Source organism: Pseudorhodobacter sp. W20_MBD10_FR17 (assembly GCF_052119765.1).
Taxonomy (GTDB): Bacteria; Pseudomonadota; Alphaproteobacteria; order Rhodobacterales; family Rhodobacteraceae; genus Pseudorhodobacter.
On record NZ_JBGQOQ010000027.1, the window covers coordinates 34166 to 51540 of the forward strand.

General features: G+C 57.2%; 15 protein-coding genes. 2 read left to right on the forward strand and 13 right to left on the reverse strand.

The features are described 5' to 3' along the window. Positions 1-24: 24 nt before the first annotated feature. Positions 25-1257, reverse strand: a complete 1233-nt coding sequence (locus ACEN2J_RS16050; protein ID WP_442107123.1) for an aminotransferase class V-fold PLP-dependent enzyme — start codon at positions 1255-1257, stop codon at positions 25-27. A gap of 219 nt (positions 1258-1476) precedes the next feature. On the opposite strand from ACEN2J_RS16050, the gene ACEN2J_RS16055 reads away from it, so the two are divergent. Then, a complete protein-coding gene (locus ACEN2J_RS16055; protein WP_442107124.1) occupies positions 1477-2532 on the forward strand; it encodes an extracellular solute-binding protein in 1056 nt (351 codons plus the stop codon). 60 nt (positions 2533-2592) lie between these two features. On the opposite strand, the gene ACEN2J_RS16060 is transcribed toward ACEN2J_RS16055, so the two are convergent. From ACEN2J_RS16060 to ACEN2J_RS16100, 9 genes are all read right to left on the reverse strand, one after another. Next, the gene (locus tag ACEN2J_RS16060) at positions 2593-3588 is read right to left on the reverse strand and encodes an ABC transporter ATP-binding protein (protein WP_442107125.1); all 996 of its coding nucleotides are present in this window, start codon (positions 3586-3588) and stop codon (positions 2593-2595) included. Next, positions 3585-4583 (reverse strand): ABC transporter ATP-binding protein, encoded by a 999-nt coding sequence (locus ACEN2J_RS16065; RefSeq protein ID WP_442107126.1) that lies wholly within the window; start codon positions 4581-4583, stop codon positions 3585-3587. Before ACEN2J_RS16065 ends, ACEN2J_RS16060 begins: the two co-directional genes overlap by 4 nt. Beyond that, complete coding sequence (locus ACEN2J_RS16070; RefSeq protein ID WP_442107127.1) at positions 4580-5767, reverse strand: ABC transporter permease; 1188 nt, start codon at positions 5765-5767, stop codon at positions 4580-4582. The genes ACEN2J_RS16065 and ACEN2J_RS16070 overlap by 4 nt, the downstream gene beginning before the upstream one ends. 4 nt (positions 5768-5771) lie before the next feature. After that, positions 5772-6770 carry an ABC transporter permease gene (locus tag ACEN2J_RS16075; RefSeq protein ID WP_442107128.1) on the reverse strand — a complete coding sequence of 333 codons (999 nt, stop codon included), beginning with the start codon at positions 6768-6770 and terminating at the stop codon, positions 5772-5774. A gap of 82 nt (positions 6771-6852) precedes the next feature. Then, on the reverse strand, positions 6853-8892 hold the full coding sequence (locus ACEN2J_RS16080) for an ABC transporter substrate-binding protein (protein ID WP_442107129.1): 2040 nt from the start codon (positions 8890-8892) through the stop codon (positions 6853-6855). A 261-nt stretch (positions 8893-9153) separates the two neighbouring features. Further along, positions 9154-10659, reverse strand: coding sequence for a sulfatase-like hydrolase/transferase (locus ACEN2J_RS16085; protein WP_442107130.1), 1506 nt, complete (start codon positions 10657-10659; stop codon positions 9154-9156). 63 nt (positions 10660-10722) lie between these two features. Further along, positions 10723-11556: a universal stress protein gene (locus tag ACEN2J_RS16090; RefSeq protein WP_442107131.1), complete on the reverse strand. Its 834-nt coding sequence runs from the start codon at positions 11554-11556 to the stop codon at positions 10723-10725. Between the two features lie 114 nt (positions 11557-11670). Then, positions 11671-13161, reverse strand: a complete 1491-nt coding sequence (locus ACEN2J_RS16095; RefSeq protein WP_442107132.1) for a SulP family inorganic anion transporter — start codon at positions 13159-13161, stop codon at positions 11671-11673. A gap of 226 nt (positions 13162-13387) precedes the next feature. After that, positions 13388-14443 (reverse strand): Ldh family oxidoreductase, encoded by a 1056-nt coding sequence (locus tag ACEN2J_RS16100; protein WP_442107133.1) that lies wholly within the window; start codon positions 14441-14443, stop codon positions 13388-13390. A gap of 122 nt (positions 14444-14565) precedes the next feature. On the opposite strand from ACEN2J_RS16100, the gene ACEN2J_RS16105 reads away from it, so the two are divergent. After that, a complete protein-coding gene (locus tag ACEN2J_RS16105) occupies positions 14566-15255 on the forward strand; it encodes a GntR family transcriptional regulator (RefSeq protein WP_442107134.1) in 690 nt (229 codons plus the stop codon). A 9-nt stretch (positions 15256-15264) separates the two neighbouring features. On the opposite strand, the gene purN is transcribed toward ACEN2J_RS16105, so the two are convergent. From purN to ACEN2J_RS16120, 3 genes are all read right to left on the reverse strand, one after another. After that, positions 15265-15852 (reverse strand): phosphoribosylglycinamide formyltransferase, encoded by a 588-nt coding sequence (purN, locus tag ACEN2J_RS16110; RefSeq protein WP_442107135.1) that lies wholly within the window; start codon positions 15850-15852, stop codon positions 15265-15267. After that, positions 15849-16892 (reverse strand): phosphoribosylformylglycinamidine cyclo-ligase, encoded by a 1044-nt coding sequence (purM, locus tag ACEN2J_RS16115; RefSeq protein ID WP_442107136.1) that lies wholly within the window; start codon positions 16890-16892, stop codon positions 15849-15851. The genes purN and purM overlap by 4 nt, the downstream gene beginning before the upstream one ends. 180 nt (positions 16893-17072) lie before the next feature. Then, positions 17073-17375, reverse strand: a 303-nt coding sequence (locus ACEN2J_RS16120; RefSeq protein WP_442107137.1) for a hypothetical protein, incomplete at its 5' end; no start/stop codon positions are given.

The window sequence follows — 17375 nt, forward strand, 5'->3', positions numbered from 1 at the left end:
GGGCAGACAGCCCCCCCACCGTCCTTACAAAACCGCGTCCAACGCTACAATCAATCGCGCCACCTCGGCCTCAGTGGTATAATGCACAAAGCTTAACCTCAGCACGCCTTTCTCTACATCCACCCCCATCGCCTCTAACGGTCGCACAGCATAGAAATCACCGCCGCCCGCCATAATCCCGTGCTGGGCCAGCTCTGCCGCTACAGGCTCGGCCGCGCGGTCTAATGCCACCGCCACAGTCGGCGCACGCAGACTTGCATCACGCGGGCCAATCAAGCGGATGTCATTGCGGGCCGCCAAATAATCCAGCAACGGCTGCAAAATCCGCACCTCATGCGCGCGCATCAAGTCATGCACAACTTGGTTACGCTCTAACGGCCCCGCATCGCCGCCCGGCACGTGATGGGCATAGAGCGCATCGATATAATCGGCCATCCCCGCACAGGCCGCCACTTGCGCGTGGTCCGGCCCCGCAGGCGTAAAACGCTTATACAGGCTGCCCGCATTGAAATAGTGGCATTGCGCTGGCAAGGCCGCACCAACAGCACGGCGCAGCACCATGATCCCTTGATGCGGGCCATAGGTTTTATAGGCCGAAAACAAATAGATATCCGCCCCAAGCGCGTTCATATCCGGAAAGCCATGCGGCGCATAGCTAACGCCGTCGACGCAGGTAAACGCCCCTGCCGCGCGGGCAATGGCGCAAATCTCGGCCACAGGGTTCACCTCGGCAACCACGTTGGAACAATGCGGAAAACAAACCATCCGCACGCGGCCATCAGCCAGCAACCCGCGTAATGCGGTTATATCCAGATGCCCCGTCTGCGGATCAACCTTCCATTCGCGGACCTCGATCCCGTCCTCGGCCAGCCGCCGCCATACACCCGAGTTCGCCTCGTGGTCTTGGTTTGTCACCACCACGGCGCCGCCTTGATCGGCAATCATCCGCCGCAGGGCCTGCGCCAAAACATAGGTATTCGCACTGGTTGACGGTCCAAAAGATACTTCGTCGCCCTCTACCCCCATCATCGCCGCCAACCGCGCGCGGGCCTCATCCATCTCGGCCCCGCCCAACTGCGACGCCGCATAGGGCGCATAGGGCTGCACTTTGCGATGCGTATAAAACCGTGTCAGCCGGTCAATCACTTGCACACAAGTGTACGAGCCGCCCGCATTCTCAAAGAACGCCTGCCCCGCCAAATCCGCGCTTTGAAACGCTGGAAACTGGCTGCGCACGAAATCCACATCTAAATCCATAAGGTCCCCGTAAAAATAATCTCCGCGCCCAAATACGCGGTTTTTTTCACCGCCAAGATTAGCCATTAGGCGCGCGCCCGCAACCCACCTTACGCTCCGATTTGACGCAGCAAAAAACGCTTTTTCCCCTTGAGCCGCCCGCCGCAACCGCCTAGCCTTTGCGTACAATGGGCGCCTATGCCCCAACGCTTAAAAACGAACCAACAACAGAGGTTACAAATGAAAACCACAAACAAACTGATGATCGGCGCCGCTTTTGCGCTCAGCTTGCCCTTCACTATGGCGCATGCAGCCGACCCCGATTTGATCGTGTTCGACTGGGCCGGTTTTGAAGATGCAAACCTGATCAAACCCTATGTCGATAAATACGGACAACTGCCCACATACGCATTCTTTGGCGATGATGACGAAGCCTTCCAAAAGGTCTCATCCGGCTTTAAGGCCGATGTCGCGCATCCTTGCTCGCAAATGGTATCAAAATACCGCGATGCCGGTTTGATTGAGCCATGGGACGTGTCGCGCATCCCTAATTTCGGTGAAATCGCCCCGCGTTTCCTGAAATCAAAAACGTTCAGCGATGACACCGGCGTTTGGTACATCCCAACCGATTATGCCTATACAGCCATTGCCTATAACACCACCGATGTGCCCGCCGAAGATGTGGCCTCGCTGGATGTCTTTCTGAACCCGAAATACGCTGGCCGCATCTCGCTGCCCGACAACACCGATGATGTTTGGGCGCTGGCCTTGCTTGCAACCGGCGTCACCGACTGGACAGACGTGACCGAGGATCAATTCCAAGCCGCCGCCAAATGGCTGCGCCAAGCGCATGAAAACGTCGTCGCCTATTGGGCAGACCCGTCCGAGCTGTCACAGCTGATGGCGGGTGGTCAGGTGCAAGTGGCGTGGTCGTGGAATGACTCCATCGCTTTGATGCGCGAAGAAGGCTTTCCTGTTGGTTTCCAACGCCAAGCCAAAGAAGGGGCGACCAGCTGGTTCTGTGGCTATGTGAACTTCAAAGACTCGCCCGGGTCCGAAGACAAAGCCTATGATTTCATCAACGCTTGGCTCGATCACGGCTCTGCCCGTGGGTTGCTTGACGGTTTTGGCTACGCCCATTCCAATGATGTCGCCATGTCGGAAATCCCTGCAGCCGATTTGGTTGCCGCCGATGTAAGCCCGCTTGAGACCACCTTGCTGGCCCAAACCCCGATTGAGCACACAATGCGCGACCGGATGCTGGAAGAGTTTGAGAAAATCAAAGCCGGCTTCTGATACCGGTTAAGGTAAAACCAAAGCCCGCCTTGTTTACACAGGGCGGGCTTTTTGCTGCGCCTAAACTGCTAGCAACTCCCGCCAACGGTGGCAGGAAACGGCATGCCCATCACCGGGGTTCTCCAGCGTGGGTTCCTCGATACGACAACGGTCAATCACCATCGGGCAGCGGGTGTGAAACTTGCAACCCGGCGGTTGGTTGGTGGGCGAAGGGATCTCGCCGATCAGCTTTTGCCCGCCCCTTCGGTCATCGGGGTCAAGCGAAGGGATCGCGGAAAACAGCGCTTTGGTATAGGGATGGCGCGGCGCCTTGAACAAGGTCCGTGTCGGCGCGGTTTCCACCAGACGCCCCAAATACATTACGGCCAAATGGTCGCAAGTATGCGCCACAACAGACAAATCATGGCTGATAAACAAAAACGTCAGTCCCATTTCACGCTGAATTTCCTTTAGCAGGTTCAGCACATCGGCCTGAATCGACACATCCAGCGCCGCCACAGACTCGTCCGCCACGATGAAATTCGGCCGTGACACAAGTGCGCGCGCGATAGAAATCCGCTGCCGTTGCCCGCCCGAAAACGCATGTGGAAAGCGGCGCAGATGCTCTAGGTTCAACCGACATTTCGCAGCAATCTCGCGCACGCGGGCATCCGTTTCCTCGCGCGATTTGGTCAGGCCCATCACTTCTAGCGGCTCGGCAATGATATCGCGCACTGTCATGCGCGGCGACAAGGCGGCATAGGGGTCTTGGAAAATCAACTGCGCCCGTTTGCGGTAATCTTTCAACGCGGGGCCGGTTAGCGTGCCAAGGTCATAGCTGACCTCGTCATCATTATAGGCCGCATGTCCGCCCGTGATTGGCACCGCTTTTAGAAACGCCCGCCCAAGCGTGGTTTTGCCCGATCCAGACTCGCCCACCAGCCCGAAAAACGACCCACGCTCGATGTCTAAACTGACATTATCAACAGCCTTGAGGATGGATTTATTGAACATCCCCGAGCCGATTTTGAACCCGACCGACAGGCCCCGCGCCGAAATTAACGGTTTATCGCTCATGCCTTGGCCCCTTCGGTATACAGATGGCAGGCAACCGCATGGTTGGCATCAATCTTCGCGCGCACAGGCAGTTTCACCTTACAAACGTCACCAATAATCTGCGGGCAACGGGTGTGAAACACACAGCCCGGCGGCCGTTCCAGCGGGGACGGAATATCACCCGCAACCGGCGTCAAAGGTGCATCCAGATCATCGAGTTTTGGCAAAGCCGCCAGCAGCCCTTGGGTATAGGGGTGCTTGGCGTGGCGGATCACATCGCGCACGGGGCCGGTTTCAATAACCTTTCCCAAATACATCACCGAAACCCTGTCCGCCGTCTGCGCAATCACCCCCAGATCATGGGTGATAAACAAGATGCCCATGTGAAATTCGGACACCAAATCCTTCATCAAATCAATCACCTGCGCCTGAATTGTCACATCCAGCGCGGTCGTCGGCTCATCCGCGACCAAAAGGCTCGGTTTGGTTGACAGCGCCATCGCGATCATCGCCCGCTGCCGCATTCCGCCTGACAATTCAAACGCATATTGATCAAACCGCTTACTGGGGTCCGAAATCCCCACGCGGTCCAGCATCTCGATTGAGATTTCTTTGGCCCGCGCTTTGTTCATATCGCCATGGATCAACAGCTGTTCCACCATCTGGCTGCCAATCGTAATCGCAGGTGCAAAACTCGCCATAGGCTCTTGAAATATCATCGAAATTGCACCGCCGCGTGCGACTTTCAGCTCTTTCGCGGTGCGCAGTTTCAACACATCCACCGCGCCCGCATCGGTGTGCAAAATGATCTTGCTTTCAGGGCTATAGACGGCGTTCTTGGCGTTCAGATGCATCAGCGCCTTGGCCGTTACCGACTTGCCCGAGCCACTTTCGCCGACGAGCCCCATCACTTCGCCCTTGTTAATGCTGAAACTCACATCATCCACGGCGGTAATCAGCCCCTCATCAGTGCGGAATTTCAGGGTCAGGTTTTGAACGTCAATCAGCACGGTCATTTCTTGCTATCCGAATAAGGGTCGGCGGCATCACGCAGGCCATCACCCACGAAAACAAAGGCCAAAACGAGGGCTATGAAAAAGAAGACGGGGATGAAATACCATTGATAATTCAGCAAAACATCCGCTTTGGAGACGTTCTGCATCATCGCGCCAAGGCTGTTTACCGGGTCTTTCAACCCCAGCCCAATAAACGACAGCGCGGTTTCAGACCGCACCATATAGGGGAAAGAAATCATCAAATCGACGATGATATAACTGGTGAAACTTGGCAACAAATGGCGCCGGATGATGTGGCTGCTGGACGCGCCGCACAGCTCGGCCGCCAGCACATATTCTTGGCTTCGCTCAGTCAGCAAATGCGTCCGAATACGCCGCGCCAGCGTCGGCCAACCGATCAGCCCAAGGATGATCGAGATAAAGAAAAACCGCGCCTCCGATGACCACTCAGGCGGCAAAAATGCCGCCATTGCCATGAACAACGGGATCTGTGGCACGGTCCGAATGGCATCGGTAATCATCTGCAGAACGCTATCCAGCCAGCCACCAAAATACCCTGCTACCCCGCCAATCGCCAAGGCGAGCACGAATGAAATCAGCACCCCCAACGTCCCTACGGCAAGCGAGGTCCAGATCGCGTGCAGCGTGCGGCTAAAGATATCCTTGCCGCTGGCATCGGTGCCGAACAGATGGATTTTACCACCCTCCACCCCGAACAAATGGATGTTAGACCGGATCAAGGCCAGATCAACATTCAACCCAAACGCATTGATATCAATGCCAAAAATGGAATACTCCCAATCGCGGGTAAAAAACTGCATATACAGGCGTTGCTCGCGATTTTCTTTCACAACCCAGCGGAAATTCGTGGCCATAGACCGCTCGCGCTCGGTCGCGTAAATAAAGGGGCGGAGGGAAAACCCGTTCTCATCCCACATCTTGGGCATCTGCGGTGCGCCGTTTTCATACTGGTCATCGCGCCCTGCAATCGTCGGATCATAGGGCGACAGGAACGGCGCAAACAGCCCCATCATAATCATGATAATCAACGCCCAAGCCGCGATCATAGCCGTCCGGTTCGATTTGAACCGCGCCGCAATCAGCTGGCCTTGGCCTGCGGTAAAATATGCCTCTTTGGCCTTTTGGTCGATATCGGGGGCGGTTGCCGTTTTGCGCCAAAACATAAGTCTATCCTATCAGCCCGCGACGCACGCGCGGGTCAATCAGGGCCAGCAAGATATCGGTCACGAAATTCAGCGCAACGATACTGGCGGTGAGAAGGAAAATAATCGCGCCGGCAAGCTGCTGATCGTTCGACCGCGCAAGGCTGTCAAACAACAGCGCCCCGGCCTCGGTCAACGTCAGGATCAGCGCGACAATCGGCAACTCATTGAAAATCCTGTTTAAATCAAAACCGAGCGAGTTGATAACCGGCCCCAAAGAATGCTTGGCCGGATAGCGCCAAAGTAGCCGCGACCCCGACACCCCCCGTGCCGAGGCGGCAGTGACGTAAAGTTTGCCAATCTCATCCAGCATCAGCGCCCGCACGGTTTGCAGGGCAAACGCCGTGGCCGACCAGCCCAGAATAAACACCGGCAGCCACGCACGAGACAGGAAATCACCAAACTTGGCCCAAGACCACGCAGCATCTCGATACTCCTTTGAAAACAATCCTGTAAGGCTATCCCCGAAATAGACGGTTGAGATCAGCATGATAATCAGCGCCAGTAAGAAGTTCGGCAGCGCAAGGCCAAGATAGCTGACAAAGCGCAAGGAATTGTTCGCAATCGGGCTGTCTGAACTAGCTGAAATAATCCCGATCGGCACCGCAATCGCATAAGACAGGATCAGCGCCGCCATACAGATGCCCAATGACACCCAAAATTTATCCGCCAAAAGCTGGTTAATATTCAGCCGCAAAATACAGCTATCGCCAAATTCGCCATGCACAACAACGTCATACACCCAAGATCCCCAGCGCGTCATGAACGGCCTGTCCAGCCCAAGCCGCACCTTTTCGGCCTCAATATCGGCCAAGGATATCTGCGACCCCGAGGTATTTTTGAACGCCAGATACCGCTCGGCGCAGGTGCCGGGCACCAGTTCCATCAGGGTAAAGACAATCAAGGAAACCGTCAGCAAAGTGACAATGGCCAAAAAGGCACGGGTCAGCGCGAAACGAAGCATGGGCGCGTCCTAACGAGAGGGGCGGGAAAAGCAGCAGGCGCGAACGCCTGCCACTACTTTAAGAACAAGGTGTAACCCGTTCTTATTCCTCAAGATACCATTGCGCACCGCGATACGGATAGGTGCGATAGTATTCATAAGACGCGGTTTTGAACTCGGGGAAGTTCTTGACCTTATTGTTCACATAGATCGGGTCTGGCGTCAGCGCGGTACCGATGAACAGCACGTTTTCGACCATCGCCGCAACCATCCGGTTCGCAATAGCCTTAAACTCATCCGTGCCGTTCGGCGTGGATTGCAAAGTCGCAATATCGGCCATCAAGCCCTTTACATATTCCGGCGGCTCAACCCCGCTGGCGCCTTTGCTATCCACCCATTCGGCCCACAGCATACCGCTGCGATGTGCGAAATAGTTTTCAAACGGCGGCACCCACAGCTCGTTATTGCCAAGGATAATGCCCAAAGGCTGGCCTTTTTCCCACAGGCCCACATCCAGCTGGTTCGACGATTGCGCAGAGCGGTATTCATCCGGCGTCACCTCTTTGACCGCCGATTTGATGCCCACATTGGCCCAATCCTGACTGACCAATTCAACCACCTGCCCCGCAATCCCTTGGGTGGCAAATTGCATGTTGATTACCAGCGGTGACCCATCGGGCAATTCACGGAAGCCGTCACCATCGACATCTTTCAACCCCAACTCATCCAAAATAGCCTTGGCTGCGTCTGGGTTGTACTCCATCGCAAAGGTTTTCCATTTAGGATCAATATATTCAGGCAGTGGTGAAAAGCCGGTATATTGTTGCAACTGCCCTTGACCGAAATAGGCCGTGCCGTTCAGGTTATCGCGGTTAATCGCCTCGGACATCGCGGTGCGGAACTTTACATCACCAAAGACGGCGCGCTTGGCCTCATCCGGATGGGTCACGTTAAACGAGATCGTCTGCATCGCGATCTTGGGCTTTAGCTGAATGGTATAGCCGCCCTTTTCTTGGTTTTCCAACAGCAGTGGCGCATCGGAAAGCTGCAAGCTTTGGGTTTTGTAATCCACCTCGCCATTGACCAGCTTTAGCAAACGGACCTCTTGGTCGTTGGCAAAAAGCTCATCCATTTCATTGATATAGGGCAATTGCTGGCCCGTTGTGTCAACCATATAGAAATAAGGGTTGGCCACGAAATGCCTGCCTTCGGTGGTCTCTTTCACCACGATATGGCTTTCCAGCGTTGGCGCGGCATCGCCCGGCATCTTTGCCACCAAGTCTGGCGAATTCAGCATCGGAGTCGCGGTATCCATCCAATCGGAGTTGCCGTAATAGGCGCGGATCACCGCATAGCCATTCTCAAACCCCAAGGATTGCGCCAGTTTGTCGGCATCAGGGTTAATATCGGGATGGAACTGGCCCAGAAAATGTTTAGGCTGGAAGGCTTGGGCGAAATGGGTCGCGAAATGTGCAAGCAGGCCGGGTTTCGGGGCTGGCAGGTTAAACACCACGGTGACATCATCGGGCGTGTCCACCGTCATCCGCTCGCCGCCAACGGTCACATAATCCTTTGGTTTCTCATTGATATTCGGGTCAAGTGCTAGATTGTCATACCAGAACTTTACATCCGCCGATGTAAACGGCTGGCCATCCGACCATTTATGCCCTGCGCGCAAGGTAAAGGTCAGCTGCGTAAAATCATCATTCCATTTCCATGACTTAGCCACGTTTGGCACGATGGTTTCGAGATCATCCGAATAGCGCACAAGGTTCACATGCCGGATCGACATGAAATCCGAAGTCCCCGCTTCGGTCGCGTTTGACAGCGCGTCCAGCGTACCGCCGTATTTGCCGGTTGAGGCATAAGGCACCACCACCAGCGGCTCGGAAGGCAAGCGATCCGCCACAGCAGGCAAAGCAGGGTTGTTGCGGATTTTGCTGTTAAAATCGGCCATGCTAGGGTTTTCCGACAGCTCCATCGTGCAGTTGGCAGCCGCTTGGAATTCAGCAAGGTCATATTGTTCTGGAAAGGCACCCGGGGCGACGCCGCCCATATCGGCGACCGAGATTGCAGGGCAGTTGGCGAGGGCTGCGAACGGTAGAATAAGCAGCGCAGCGCTACTCAATAATAGGCGTTTCATTGTCTCTCCTGTCGTGGGTTAATGCGGAAGTTTCTTCCTTCTTATGGCGTATCCGCCTTATGTAACAAAAATGCTACGAAGCTATGGCTCCTCGGTATAGGTCCAGTATTGCGTGCTATTTGGGTCCAGATCTAAACGCGCATAAACACTCAGGCGTATGGCCTGCAACAGCCTCGCCCTGCCGCAAGTATGGACGAGCATTTAAATTTCAGTCAAGTGAACTGTTTGGTAAAAAACCTGATCCATAGATCAGATTGCCTGTTATTGCGTCGTTGCAACGCCCGTTTGGCTAATCATAGTGCGCCGGAACCGCCCCCCGCCGTGCCGCATCCGGTGGTTCAGCAAGGCGCGTGTCATTGCCAAAAGCACGGGCTGCGCCGCCGCCTCGCTTGCAATATCGCGCATCTCGCCCGCCCCCGCATGATCAAACAACACAGGCGCAAGGCCTGCGTTGAAATGCACCAACGTATGCTGCGCGCCGCGTAAGATGCAAAAGTTGGCCTCCTCGGTGCGCAGCCCAAGCGTGATTTGCGTCGAGGTGGGCGTGACTGGATCGCCAAAATCTAGTTCGGAAAAGGAATAGTCTCGCCACTCAGCCGGGGTTTCCCCACGCAAAAACGGCAGCAAACTGCGGCCATCCATCGTATCGGGCACGGCCTGCCCCAGCCATTCCAGTATCGTCGGCGCAATATCTATCGACTCAGTCGGCAGCTCTACCACGCGCCCCCGCGGCCAGTGCGGATCACGGATAATCAGCGGCGTGTGATAGGCCGCGTCATAGAATGTCTGTTTGCCCCACGCGTGATGATCGCCCAGCATCTCGCCATGATCGGCCGTCACCACCAACAGCGTATCGTCATAAATCCCCGCCGTTTTCAGTGCCGCAATCACCCGCCCGATGTGATGGTCAACCTCGGCCGCCAGCCCCAAGTAAACGGCCCGCAAGGTATCGACATTTTCCGGCGTTGGTTGCAGATCGGCAAACCCTTCGACAACCGAAGCGATCGGTACCCGCGCGTGGCTGCAGCCGATAAATGGATGCCGCGCCTGTTCGGCGGCCTGATCGCCCATCGCCACAGGTGGGGGCAACGTTGAAGGGTCGACCATCCGGTTATAGGGCGCAGGGGCCACCAAAGGCGGATGCGGGCGAATATAGGTCAAATGCGCAAACCAGCCCGCAGGCCGCCCCAACAGGCCGCGCAAGAACTGGTCGGTCAGAAAGGCTGTGTCGCTATCCTCGGCGCAATACAGGGCCGCATCATCAAGGCGCGGGCCATTGGGCCGGAAAATATCGGGATAGGGCGGCACGTCATAGCCCTTGGCCAACAAATCCGCCCGCCACGGCAGGCTTTGCTCCAGCCGCATTTCCACCGCCTCATGGAACCCCGGCATCACCTCTTCATAGCTGGTTAGCGCGGGGTCATTGGCGTCATATCCGCGCGGGTCTTGGGCCGAGTCCGTATAGCCATAGAGAAGCGGCAAATACCCCGCCTTGCGCACTTCGGTCGCGATATTGGGCGTGTCTTGCGGCAAGGGCGTGCCATTGCGTACCGCCCCGTGGTTCATCGCATATTGCCCCGTCAGAATGGACGCCCGCGACGGCCCGCAAGGGTTCACCACTGAATAATGCCGCGTAAAGCTGACCGCCTCATCCATCAAAGCGCGCAAATTCGGCATGGACGTCACATCGGCCAACGCCCCCCAAAGACAATCGGCGCGCAATTGGTCAATAACGATAAACAGCACATTGGGTTTGGTGGATGGCATATCAGGGCCTTATCTAAGGATCGCCCTATGCAACGCCAAACCCAGCACCGAAAGCAAGCCCCTTTAGCGCACCAACATCACAGGTACTTTGCAAGACCGGATCATCTCGGTCGTGGTCGAGCCAATAATCAAGCTGCGGATACGGCTGTGGCCATAAGCGCCCATCACCAGCAGTTGAAAGCCTTCATCCTCAACCAGCTTGGCCAATGCAGTCTCGGGCTGGCCCGCAACCTGCCGCACCTCGGCCTTACCCCCCGCCGCCGCCAGACGCGCCTGCGCATCGGCAAGCCCCGCTTTCATCGCAGATCCCTCGCCTACGCTGACCACTGTCACGGCGATGTCTTTATACAGCGGGCTTTGCGCGATATGTTCAACCGCGCGCTGCGATGACTGGCCACCATCAAAGGCCAGCAACACCTTTGTCACCGGCGCAAACGCGCGGGCAGCCACCAACACCGGCACCTTGATTCCGCGCACAATCCGCTCAAGGTTGGACCCCAGATGCCCTTTGGCAAAATCCGCCGCCTCGCCCCGCTTGCCCACGACAATCAGGTCAGGCCCTGCGCCGATTTCCTCTAGCAAATCGCCATGCCGCAGCCGCGTGGCCGCATCCGCAACCCCTGCCTTGGCCAAAATGGCCTTGGCATCCTCAAGTATCGCCCGCCCGCGGTGCATGACCAACTTGGCGCGTAGGGCATCCAGTTCGGCCAGTTCCTCCAGCAAAGCCGTTCGCGCGCCGAGGCGGATCGAGCCGGACAAATCCTGCGCTCCGCCCTCGCGCCGCCCCAAAACATGCAGCAGCTCAACACCCGCACACAGCCGTGCGCCTGCCCAACCCGCCAATTCGCACACCGATTGCGCGTAAACCGACCCATCCACCAATGCGATGATCTTCATGTATCCGCCTCCTATAGCGTTTCGACTTTAACTCAAAACCGTGCCCTCACATAACGCGTTGAAATCTATGATTTCAGGCAGGCGCTATGTGAGGGCATTTCATGTCGAAGCGATTTAATGTGCCAACATATTATCAAGCGCGCCGGGTTTATCATGCAGTGCCAACTCATCCACGATGGTCTCTGACGCCTTATTCATCCCGACAATCTGCACCTCGGCCCCGTCACGGCGGAACTTCATCACCGCCATATCCAGCGCCGAAACCGATGAGATATCCCAGATATGCGCATCCGACACGTCAATCACCACGCGCTCCAAAACCTCATGGAAATCAAAGGCTTTCATAAAATCCTCAACCGAGGCAAAGAACAACTGGCCCTCAACCTTATAGACCCGCTCAGCCCCATCCGCCGACAAGGTCGACTTCACACGGAACAGCTGCGCAATCTTGCCCGCAAAGAAAATCCCCGACAGCAGCACACCAATACCAACCCCGATCGCAAGGTTATGGGTATAAATAACGGCTGCCACGGTGGCCAGCATCACCACTGAACTGGATGTCGGATGCGTCCGCAAAGCCTTGATCGAAGACCACGAAAACGTGCCGATCGACACCATAATCATAATCGCGACCAGTGCCGCCATCGGAATCCGGCTGACCCAATCGCCAAGGCCCACAACAAATACCAACAGCATGACACCGGCCACAAAGGTCGAAAGCCGCCCGCGCCCGCCGGATTTCACATTGATAATGCTCTGACCGATCATCGCACAGCCCGCCATACCGCCGATAAAACCAGTCGCCGTATTCGCAAGCCCTTGCCCAATACACTCTTGGTTGCGGTCAGACGTGGTGTCGGTCAGATCATCCACGATGTTCTGCGTCATCAGGCTTTCCAGCAAACCCACCACAGCCACAGCCAGCGAATAGGGCAAAATGATCTGTAAGGTTTCAAGCGTCAGCGGAATTTGCGGGATTAAAAACACCGGCAGCGTATCGGGCAACGCGCCCATATCGCCCACCGTCCGCACATCCCAACCAAAGAACAGCGTCAAACCTGTCAGCACCACAATCGTCACCAAAGGCGACGGTACCGCCTTGGTAACATATGGAAACAAATAAATAATCCCCAAACCCGCCGCAACCAAAGCATAGGTCAACCACGTCACCTTGGTCGGGTCCAACTCTGGCACCTGTGCCAAAAAGATCAAAATCGCCAGCGCGTTCACAAACCCCGTCATCACCGATTTTGACACAAAGCGCATCACGCGCCCCAGCTTCAACAGCCCCGCGCCAATCTGTAACAGCCCCGCCAGCACAGTCGCCGCCAACAAATATTGCAGCCCGTAATCCTTGACCAGCGTCACCATCAACACCGCAGTCGCCGCCGTCGCCGCCGAAATCATCCCCGGCCGCCCGCCAGTTATCGCACAAATCACCGCAATAGAAAAACTGGCATAAAGCCCAACCTTCGGGTCAACGCCGGCGATGATAGAGAAGGCAATCGCCTCGGGGATCAACGCCAAAGCCACAACCAGCCCCGACAGCAAATCCGCCCGCACATTGCCAAACCACTGCTGACGATACAAATCCAGTGAAATCATCTATCCTGTTTCCCCAATCGCCCGCCCCTGCGGCCAGCCCCTAAAATCAAACGCCATCCCTACAGCCAAGCCCCCCAAAAGCCAACCCTTGCCCCAATACTTCCCCTACACTTCCCCCGCTTTCTGTTCGGCACAAATATCCCGGGGGGTCCGGGGGGCTGGCCCCCCGGCTCCGGTTCGGGGCCGGCTTTGGTTAATGGGTCACACCACCCAATCTATAAACGCCCTACCACGGCAGTCCCAACCCAAACCGCGCCGCCAGCCCGTTAAACGCTTCCACCGTCACCGGGTCCAACGGCACCCCCTTAATCCGGCGCCGCGCGGCTTCCTCCCACTCACGGTCACCGGGCGCCAGCACACGTGCCCCCGCACGCGGCACAGACCCGCGCAAGGCCGCCAAATAGCGGTGCATCACAGCACGCAGCATTGCCCCCCCGACAAACCCTTCGGGGTCCATCACCATGACAAACGCCCCCATCTCGCGCGGCGCTGAATGATCCTCGCCGCCCATAAACGGAATTTCAGGGCTCAGCCGCATTCCCGTCAATGCTGCCGAAAATATCTCGGCCACACCGCCCAAGGCCGCGCCCTTAAACCCGAACGCCCCGCCGACTGGTGCCAACATTGCCGCCAGTGCGGGGTCCAACACCTCATTACCCGCGGCATCTGATGCCACGCTCTCTGGCAAATCCACCCCAAGCGAACGGTACAGCTCGACCCGGTTATACGGCACAGCCGAGGTTGCCATATCCAAAAGCCACGGGTTGGCCTCGCCCGTAGGCACCCCTACCGCGATCGGATTGGTGCCATGAAACCGCTCGGCCCCGTCATGCAGGCGCACAAAACTGTCCGAGTTGGCCACCACCAGCGCCACATATCCCCGTTCAGCCGCAGCCCAAGCATAGGCCCCTGCCGGCCCAAAATGGCTGGTATTCTGAATGCCCACCGCGGCAATCCCTTGCACCGCCGCCATCTCTATCGCCAAATCCAGCGCGTGATAGGTCGCCCGTGCGCCTTGCGCATTGCCCGCATCCAGCAAGCCCGTCCCCGGCTTAACCTGCCGAAAGGTCATCACCGGTGCCTGCGCCACCTCGCCTCCCGCCAAAACGTCGATATAATAGGGCAGCAACCGCACCCCATGGCTGTCGACGCCGTGCAACGACCCGTGCATCATCGACCTCGTCGCATCACGCGCTGTCTCATGATCCGCGCCCACCGACAGAAACGCCGCCTCACAAAACCGCGCCAAAACGTCAATTTCTACCCGAACTTGAACTTGCATCGCGCCCCCAGACTTGATTTTGCACAAATAGGCAGTGCCACGCACGCTCCTGTCAAGGCAAACGCTTCCCTACGCCCGCTTTTCCTGCGACAAGGGTCAAAGCCCATGTACCGGACGTCTCAATGCCCCTGCCCGCCGCCTTTCAGTTTTCGCTTAAACCCGCTAGAAACGCCCAGCCTCAGGCCGCCGAGGCCCTGCGCCACGCCATCCTGACCGGCATCCTGCCACCGGGCACCAAAGTTTCGGAACAAGAAATCGCCGATACCATCGGCACCTCGCGCCAACCCGTGCGTGAGGCGTTTTTGCGTCTGGCTGGTGAAGGCTTGCTGGAAATCCGCCCTCAGCGCGGCACGTTTGTCTCAAAAATCACAGCGACCGAGGTACTCGACGCCCGCTTTGTGCGCGAAGCGGTTGAGGCCGATTTGATACGCCTTGCCTGCCAAAAAGCCGATGGCGAAAACATAAAAAACCTGCGCGACCTGCTTACTGCCCAAGCAAACGCCAAAAACGCCGCGCAGTTCATGGCTTTGGATGAGGCTTTTCACCGCGCCATTGCCCAAATCGCAGGCCGTGCCCGCGCGTGGGACCATCTGCAACGCCTGAAATCGCAAATGGACCGTGTGCGGTTTTTGCAGCTTAAGGAATTCCCGATTCCGACCTTGATCGCACAGCACAAAGCGATGGTCGATGCCATCGAGGCACATACCTCTGATACAGCCGAGGCGGAAATGCGCGCCCATCTGCGCCTGATCGAGGCAGATTTACCCAGCATTGCGGCAGCCCATCCCAACTATTTTTCAGCTCCACTTTAAGGCCGCCAGTTAAAGCCGCAGCATCCCGCGCTCACCCGCACCAAAGCGGCGCAGCACGGCAGGGTACAGCCGGTGCTCTTGCACCAAAACCCGCGCGGCCAGATCATCGGCTGTGTCGCCAGCCAAAACCGGCACCACCGCTTGGCCCAACACCGGCCCCGCGTCCAACACCGCCGTCACCTCATGCACCGAACAGCCGGCCTCTGTGTCGCCCGCCTCAATCGCGCGGGCATGGGTGTGCAGGCCGGGGTATTTCGGCAGCAAACTTGGGTGAATGTTCAACATCCGCCCTTCAAACTGCGCCACAAAGCGGGGCGTCAAAACACGCATAAAGCCGGCAAGGCACAGAATATCGGGCTTTGCCGCCAAAATGGGCTCTAACAGAGCGGCCTCAAACGCCGCCCTGTCTTTGCCAAAAGGGCCATGATCGACCGCCGCCGTGGCAATCCCCATCGCGCCCGCAACCCGCAGCCCCCCCGCTTGCGCGTCATTCGAGGCCACCAACACAGGGCGGCAGGGGTGATCCCCAACCATATCCCTGCACAAGGCGACCATATTCGAACCACCCCCAGAAATCAGGATGGCAACGCGCTTCACAGCAGCTTACCTTTGTAAATTACGCCTTCGCCGGGCACGACGTGGCCCATCACGACGACTTTTTCACCCGCATCATGCAGCTGCATCGCCAGCGCCTCGGCACGGTCGGCCTTGACCACCAGCATCATGCCGATGCCGCAGTTAAACGTCTTCAGCAGCTCAGGCTCGGACATCCCCGCCATTTCGGCCAACCAGCGAAAGACTGGCGGCAAAGTCCATGCCGACAGGTCAATCTCACAGGCCATGCCCTCGGGCAGCACGCGCGGCGGGTTTTCCGTCAAGCCACCACCGGTGATATGGGCCAACGCATGCACGCCGCCTGCCCGCACCGCAGCCAATGTTTGCTTTACATACAGTCGCGTTGGCGCCAACAGCGCCTCACCCAGCTTGCCCGCGCTAAACGGGCTTTTCGCATCCCAGCTAAGGCCAGACAGCTCGACCACCTTACGCACAAAGGAATAGCCGTTGGAATGCACGCCATTCGACGCAAGACCCAACAGCACATCGCCAACCTCGACCCCTTGGGGCAAGGCTGTGCCGCGCTCCATCGCACCCACAGCAAAACCGGCCAGATCGAAATCGCCTTTGTGGTACATGCCCGGCATCTCCGCCGTCTCGCCGCCGATCAGCGCGCAACCCGAGGCCTCACACCCCGCAGCGATGCCTTCGATGATCCGCGTGGCTTGATCCAGTTCCAGCTTGCCGGTCGCAAAGTAATCGAGGAAAAACAGCGGCTCGGCGCCTTGGCACACAAGGTCATTCACGCACATCGCCACCAGATCAACGCCGATGGTATCAACATTGCCCGTATCAATTGCAATCCGCAACTTGGTGCCAACACCATCAGTGGCGGCCACCAAAACCGGATCGGTATAACCCGCAGCCTTTAGGTCAAACAGCGCCCCAAAGCCACCAAGCCCCGACATAACGCCCGGCCGTGCCGTCCGCTTGGCCGCAGGTTTAATCCGCTCAACCAGCGCATTACCCGCATCAATATCCACACCTGCATCGGCATAGGTCAGCCCGTTTTTATCCGTCATATCCGCCCCCGGCTTATATGGGCCACATCTGTGCCCAAGGATTCCCGTCTCCCTTAGACGATTGGCACCCTTTGCACAACAAAGCGAAGGGGTCAGCACAGTGCTAACCCCCTAAATTCGCGCATTTGGGGGTGCCTTTCGCAAAGGCACCCCAATTTTTACACCGGTTTTCAACCCAGCTTAGCGAGACAAAGCAACCTCAATGGCTTGTTTCACTTCATAGTCCTGCATATCCGTGTCGGTCGTCAACAAACCCTCGATAATGGTGGCTTGGCGCGCAGTCAGGTTGTCAAACGATACACCTGGCAAGATGTGCTCGGCTTCCATTTTAGCAGGGACCGAAAGGGTGGTTTTGTCGGTAAAGGCATTCGCGGCACCAACAGTTGTCAGGGCGATCAACGAGGCAAGAATAATACGTTTCATCATGTGTTCCTTTGTGTTTTCTGGTGAGAGGGCGCAGCGATTAGCTGGCCAAAGCTTTTT

Coding starts and splice junctions, on each gene's coding strand:
- purM (WP_442107136.1), bottom strand. CDS start 16,892: ATGACGGATAAAAACGGGCTGACCTATGCCGATGCAGGTGTGGATATT.
- ACEN2J_RS16090 (WP_442107131.1), bottom strand. CDS start 11,556: ATGAAGATCATCGCATTGGTGGATGGGTCGGTTTACGCGCAATCGGTG.
- ACEN2J_RS16060 (WP_442107125.1), bottom strand. CDS start 3,588: ATGAGCGATAAACCGTTAATTTCGGCGCGGGGCCTGTCGGTCGGGTTC.
- ACEN2J_RS16095 (WP_442107132.1), bottom strand. CDS start 13,161: ATGATTTCACTGGATTTGTATCGTCAGCAGTGGTTTGGCAATGTGCGG.
- ACEN2J_RS16050 (WP_442107123.1), bottom strand. CDS start 1,257: ATGGATTTAGATGTGGATTTCGTGCGCAGCCAGTTTCCAGCGTTTCAA.
- ACEN2J_RS16105 (WP_442107134.1), top strand. CDS start 14,566: ATGCCCCTGCCCGCCGCCTTTCAGTTTTCGCTTAAACCCGCTAGAAAC.
- ACEN2J_RS16065 (WP_442107126.1), bottom strand. CDS start 4,583: ATGACCGTGCTGATTGACGTTCAAAACCTGACCCTGAAATTCCGCACT.
- ACEN2J_RS16080 (WP_442107129.1), bottom strand. CDS start 8,892: ATGAAACGCCTATTATTGAGTAGCGCTGCGCTGCTTATTCTACCGTTC.
- ACEN2J_RS16075 (WP_442107128.1), bottom strand. CDS start 6,770: ATGCTTCGTTTCGCGCTGACCCGTGCCTTTTTGGCCATTGTCACTTTG.
- ACEN2J_RS16070 (WP_442107127.1), bottom strand. CDS start 5,767: ATGTTTTGGCGCAAAACGGCAACCGCCCCCGATATCGACCAAAAGGCC.
- ACEN2J_RS16055 (WP_442107124.1), top strand. CDS start 1,477: ATGAAAACCACAAACAAACTGATGATCGGCGCCGCTTTTGCGCTCAGC.
- ACEN2J_RS16085 (WP_442107130.1), bottom strand. CDS start 10,659: ATGCCATCCACCAAACCCAATGTGCTGTTTATCGTTATTGACCAATTG.
- ACEN2J_RS16100 (WP_442107133.1), bottom strand. CDS start 14,443: ATGCAAGTTCAAGTTCGGGTAGAAATTGACGTTTTGGCGCGGTTTTGT.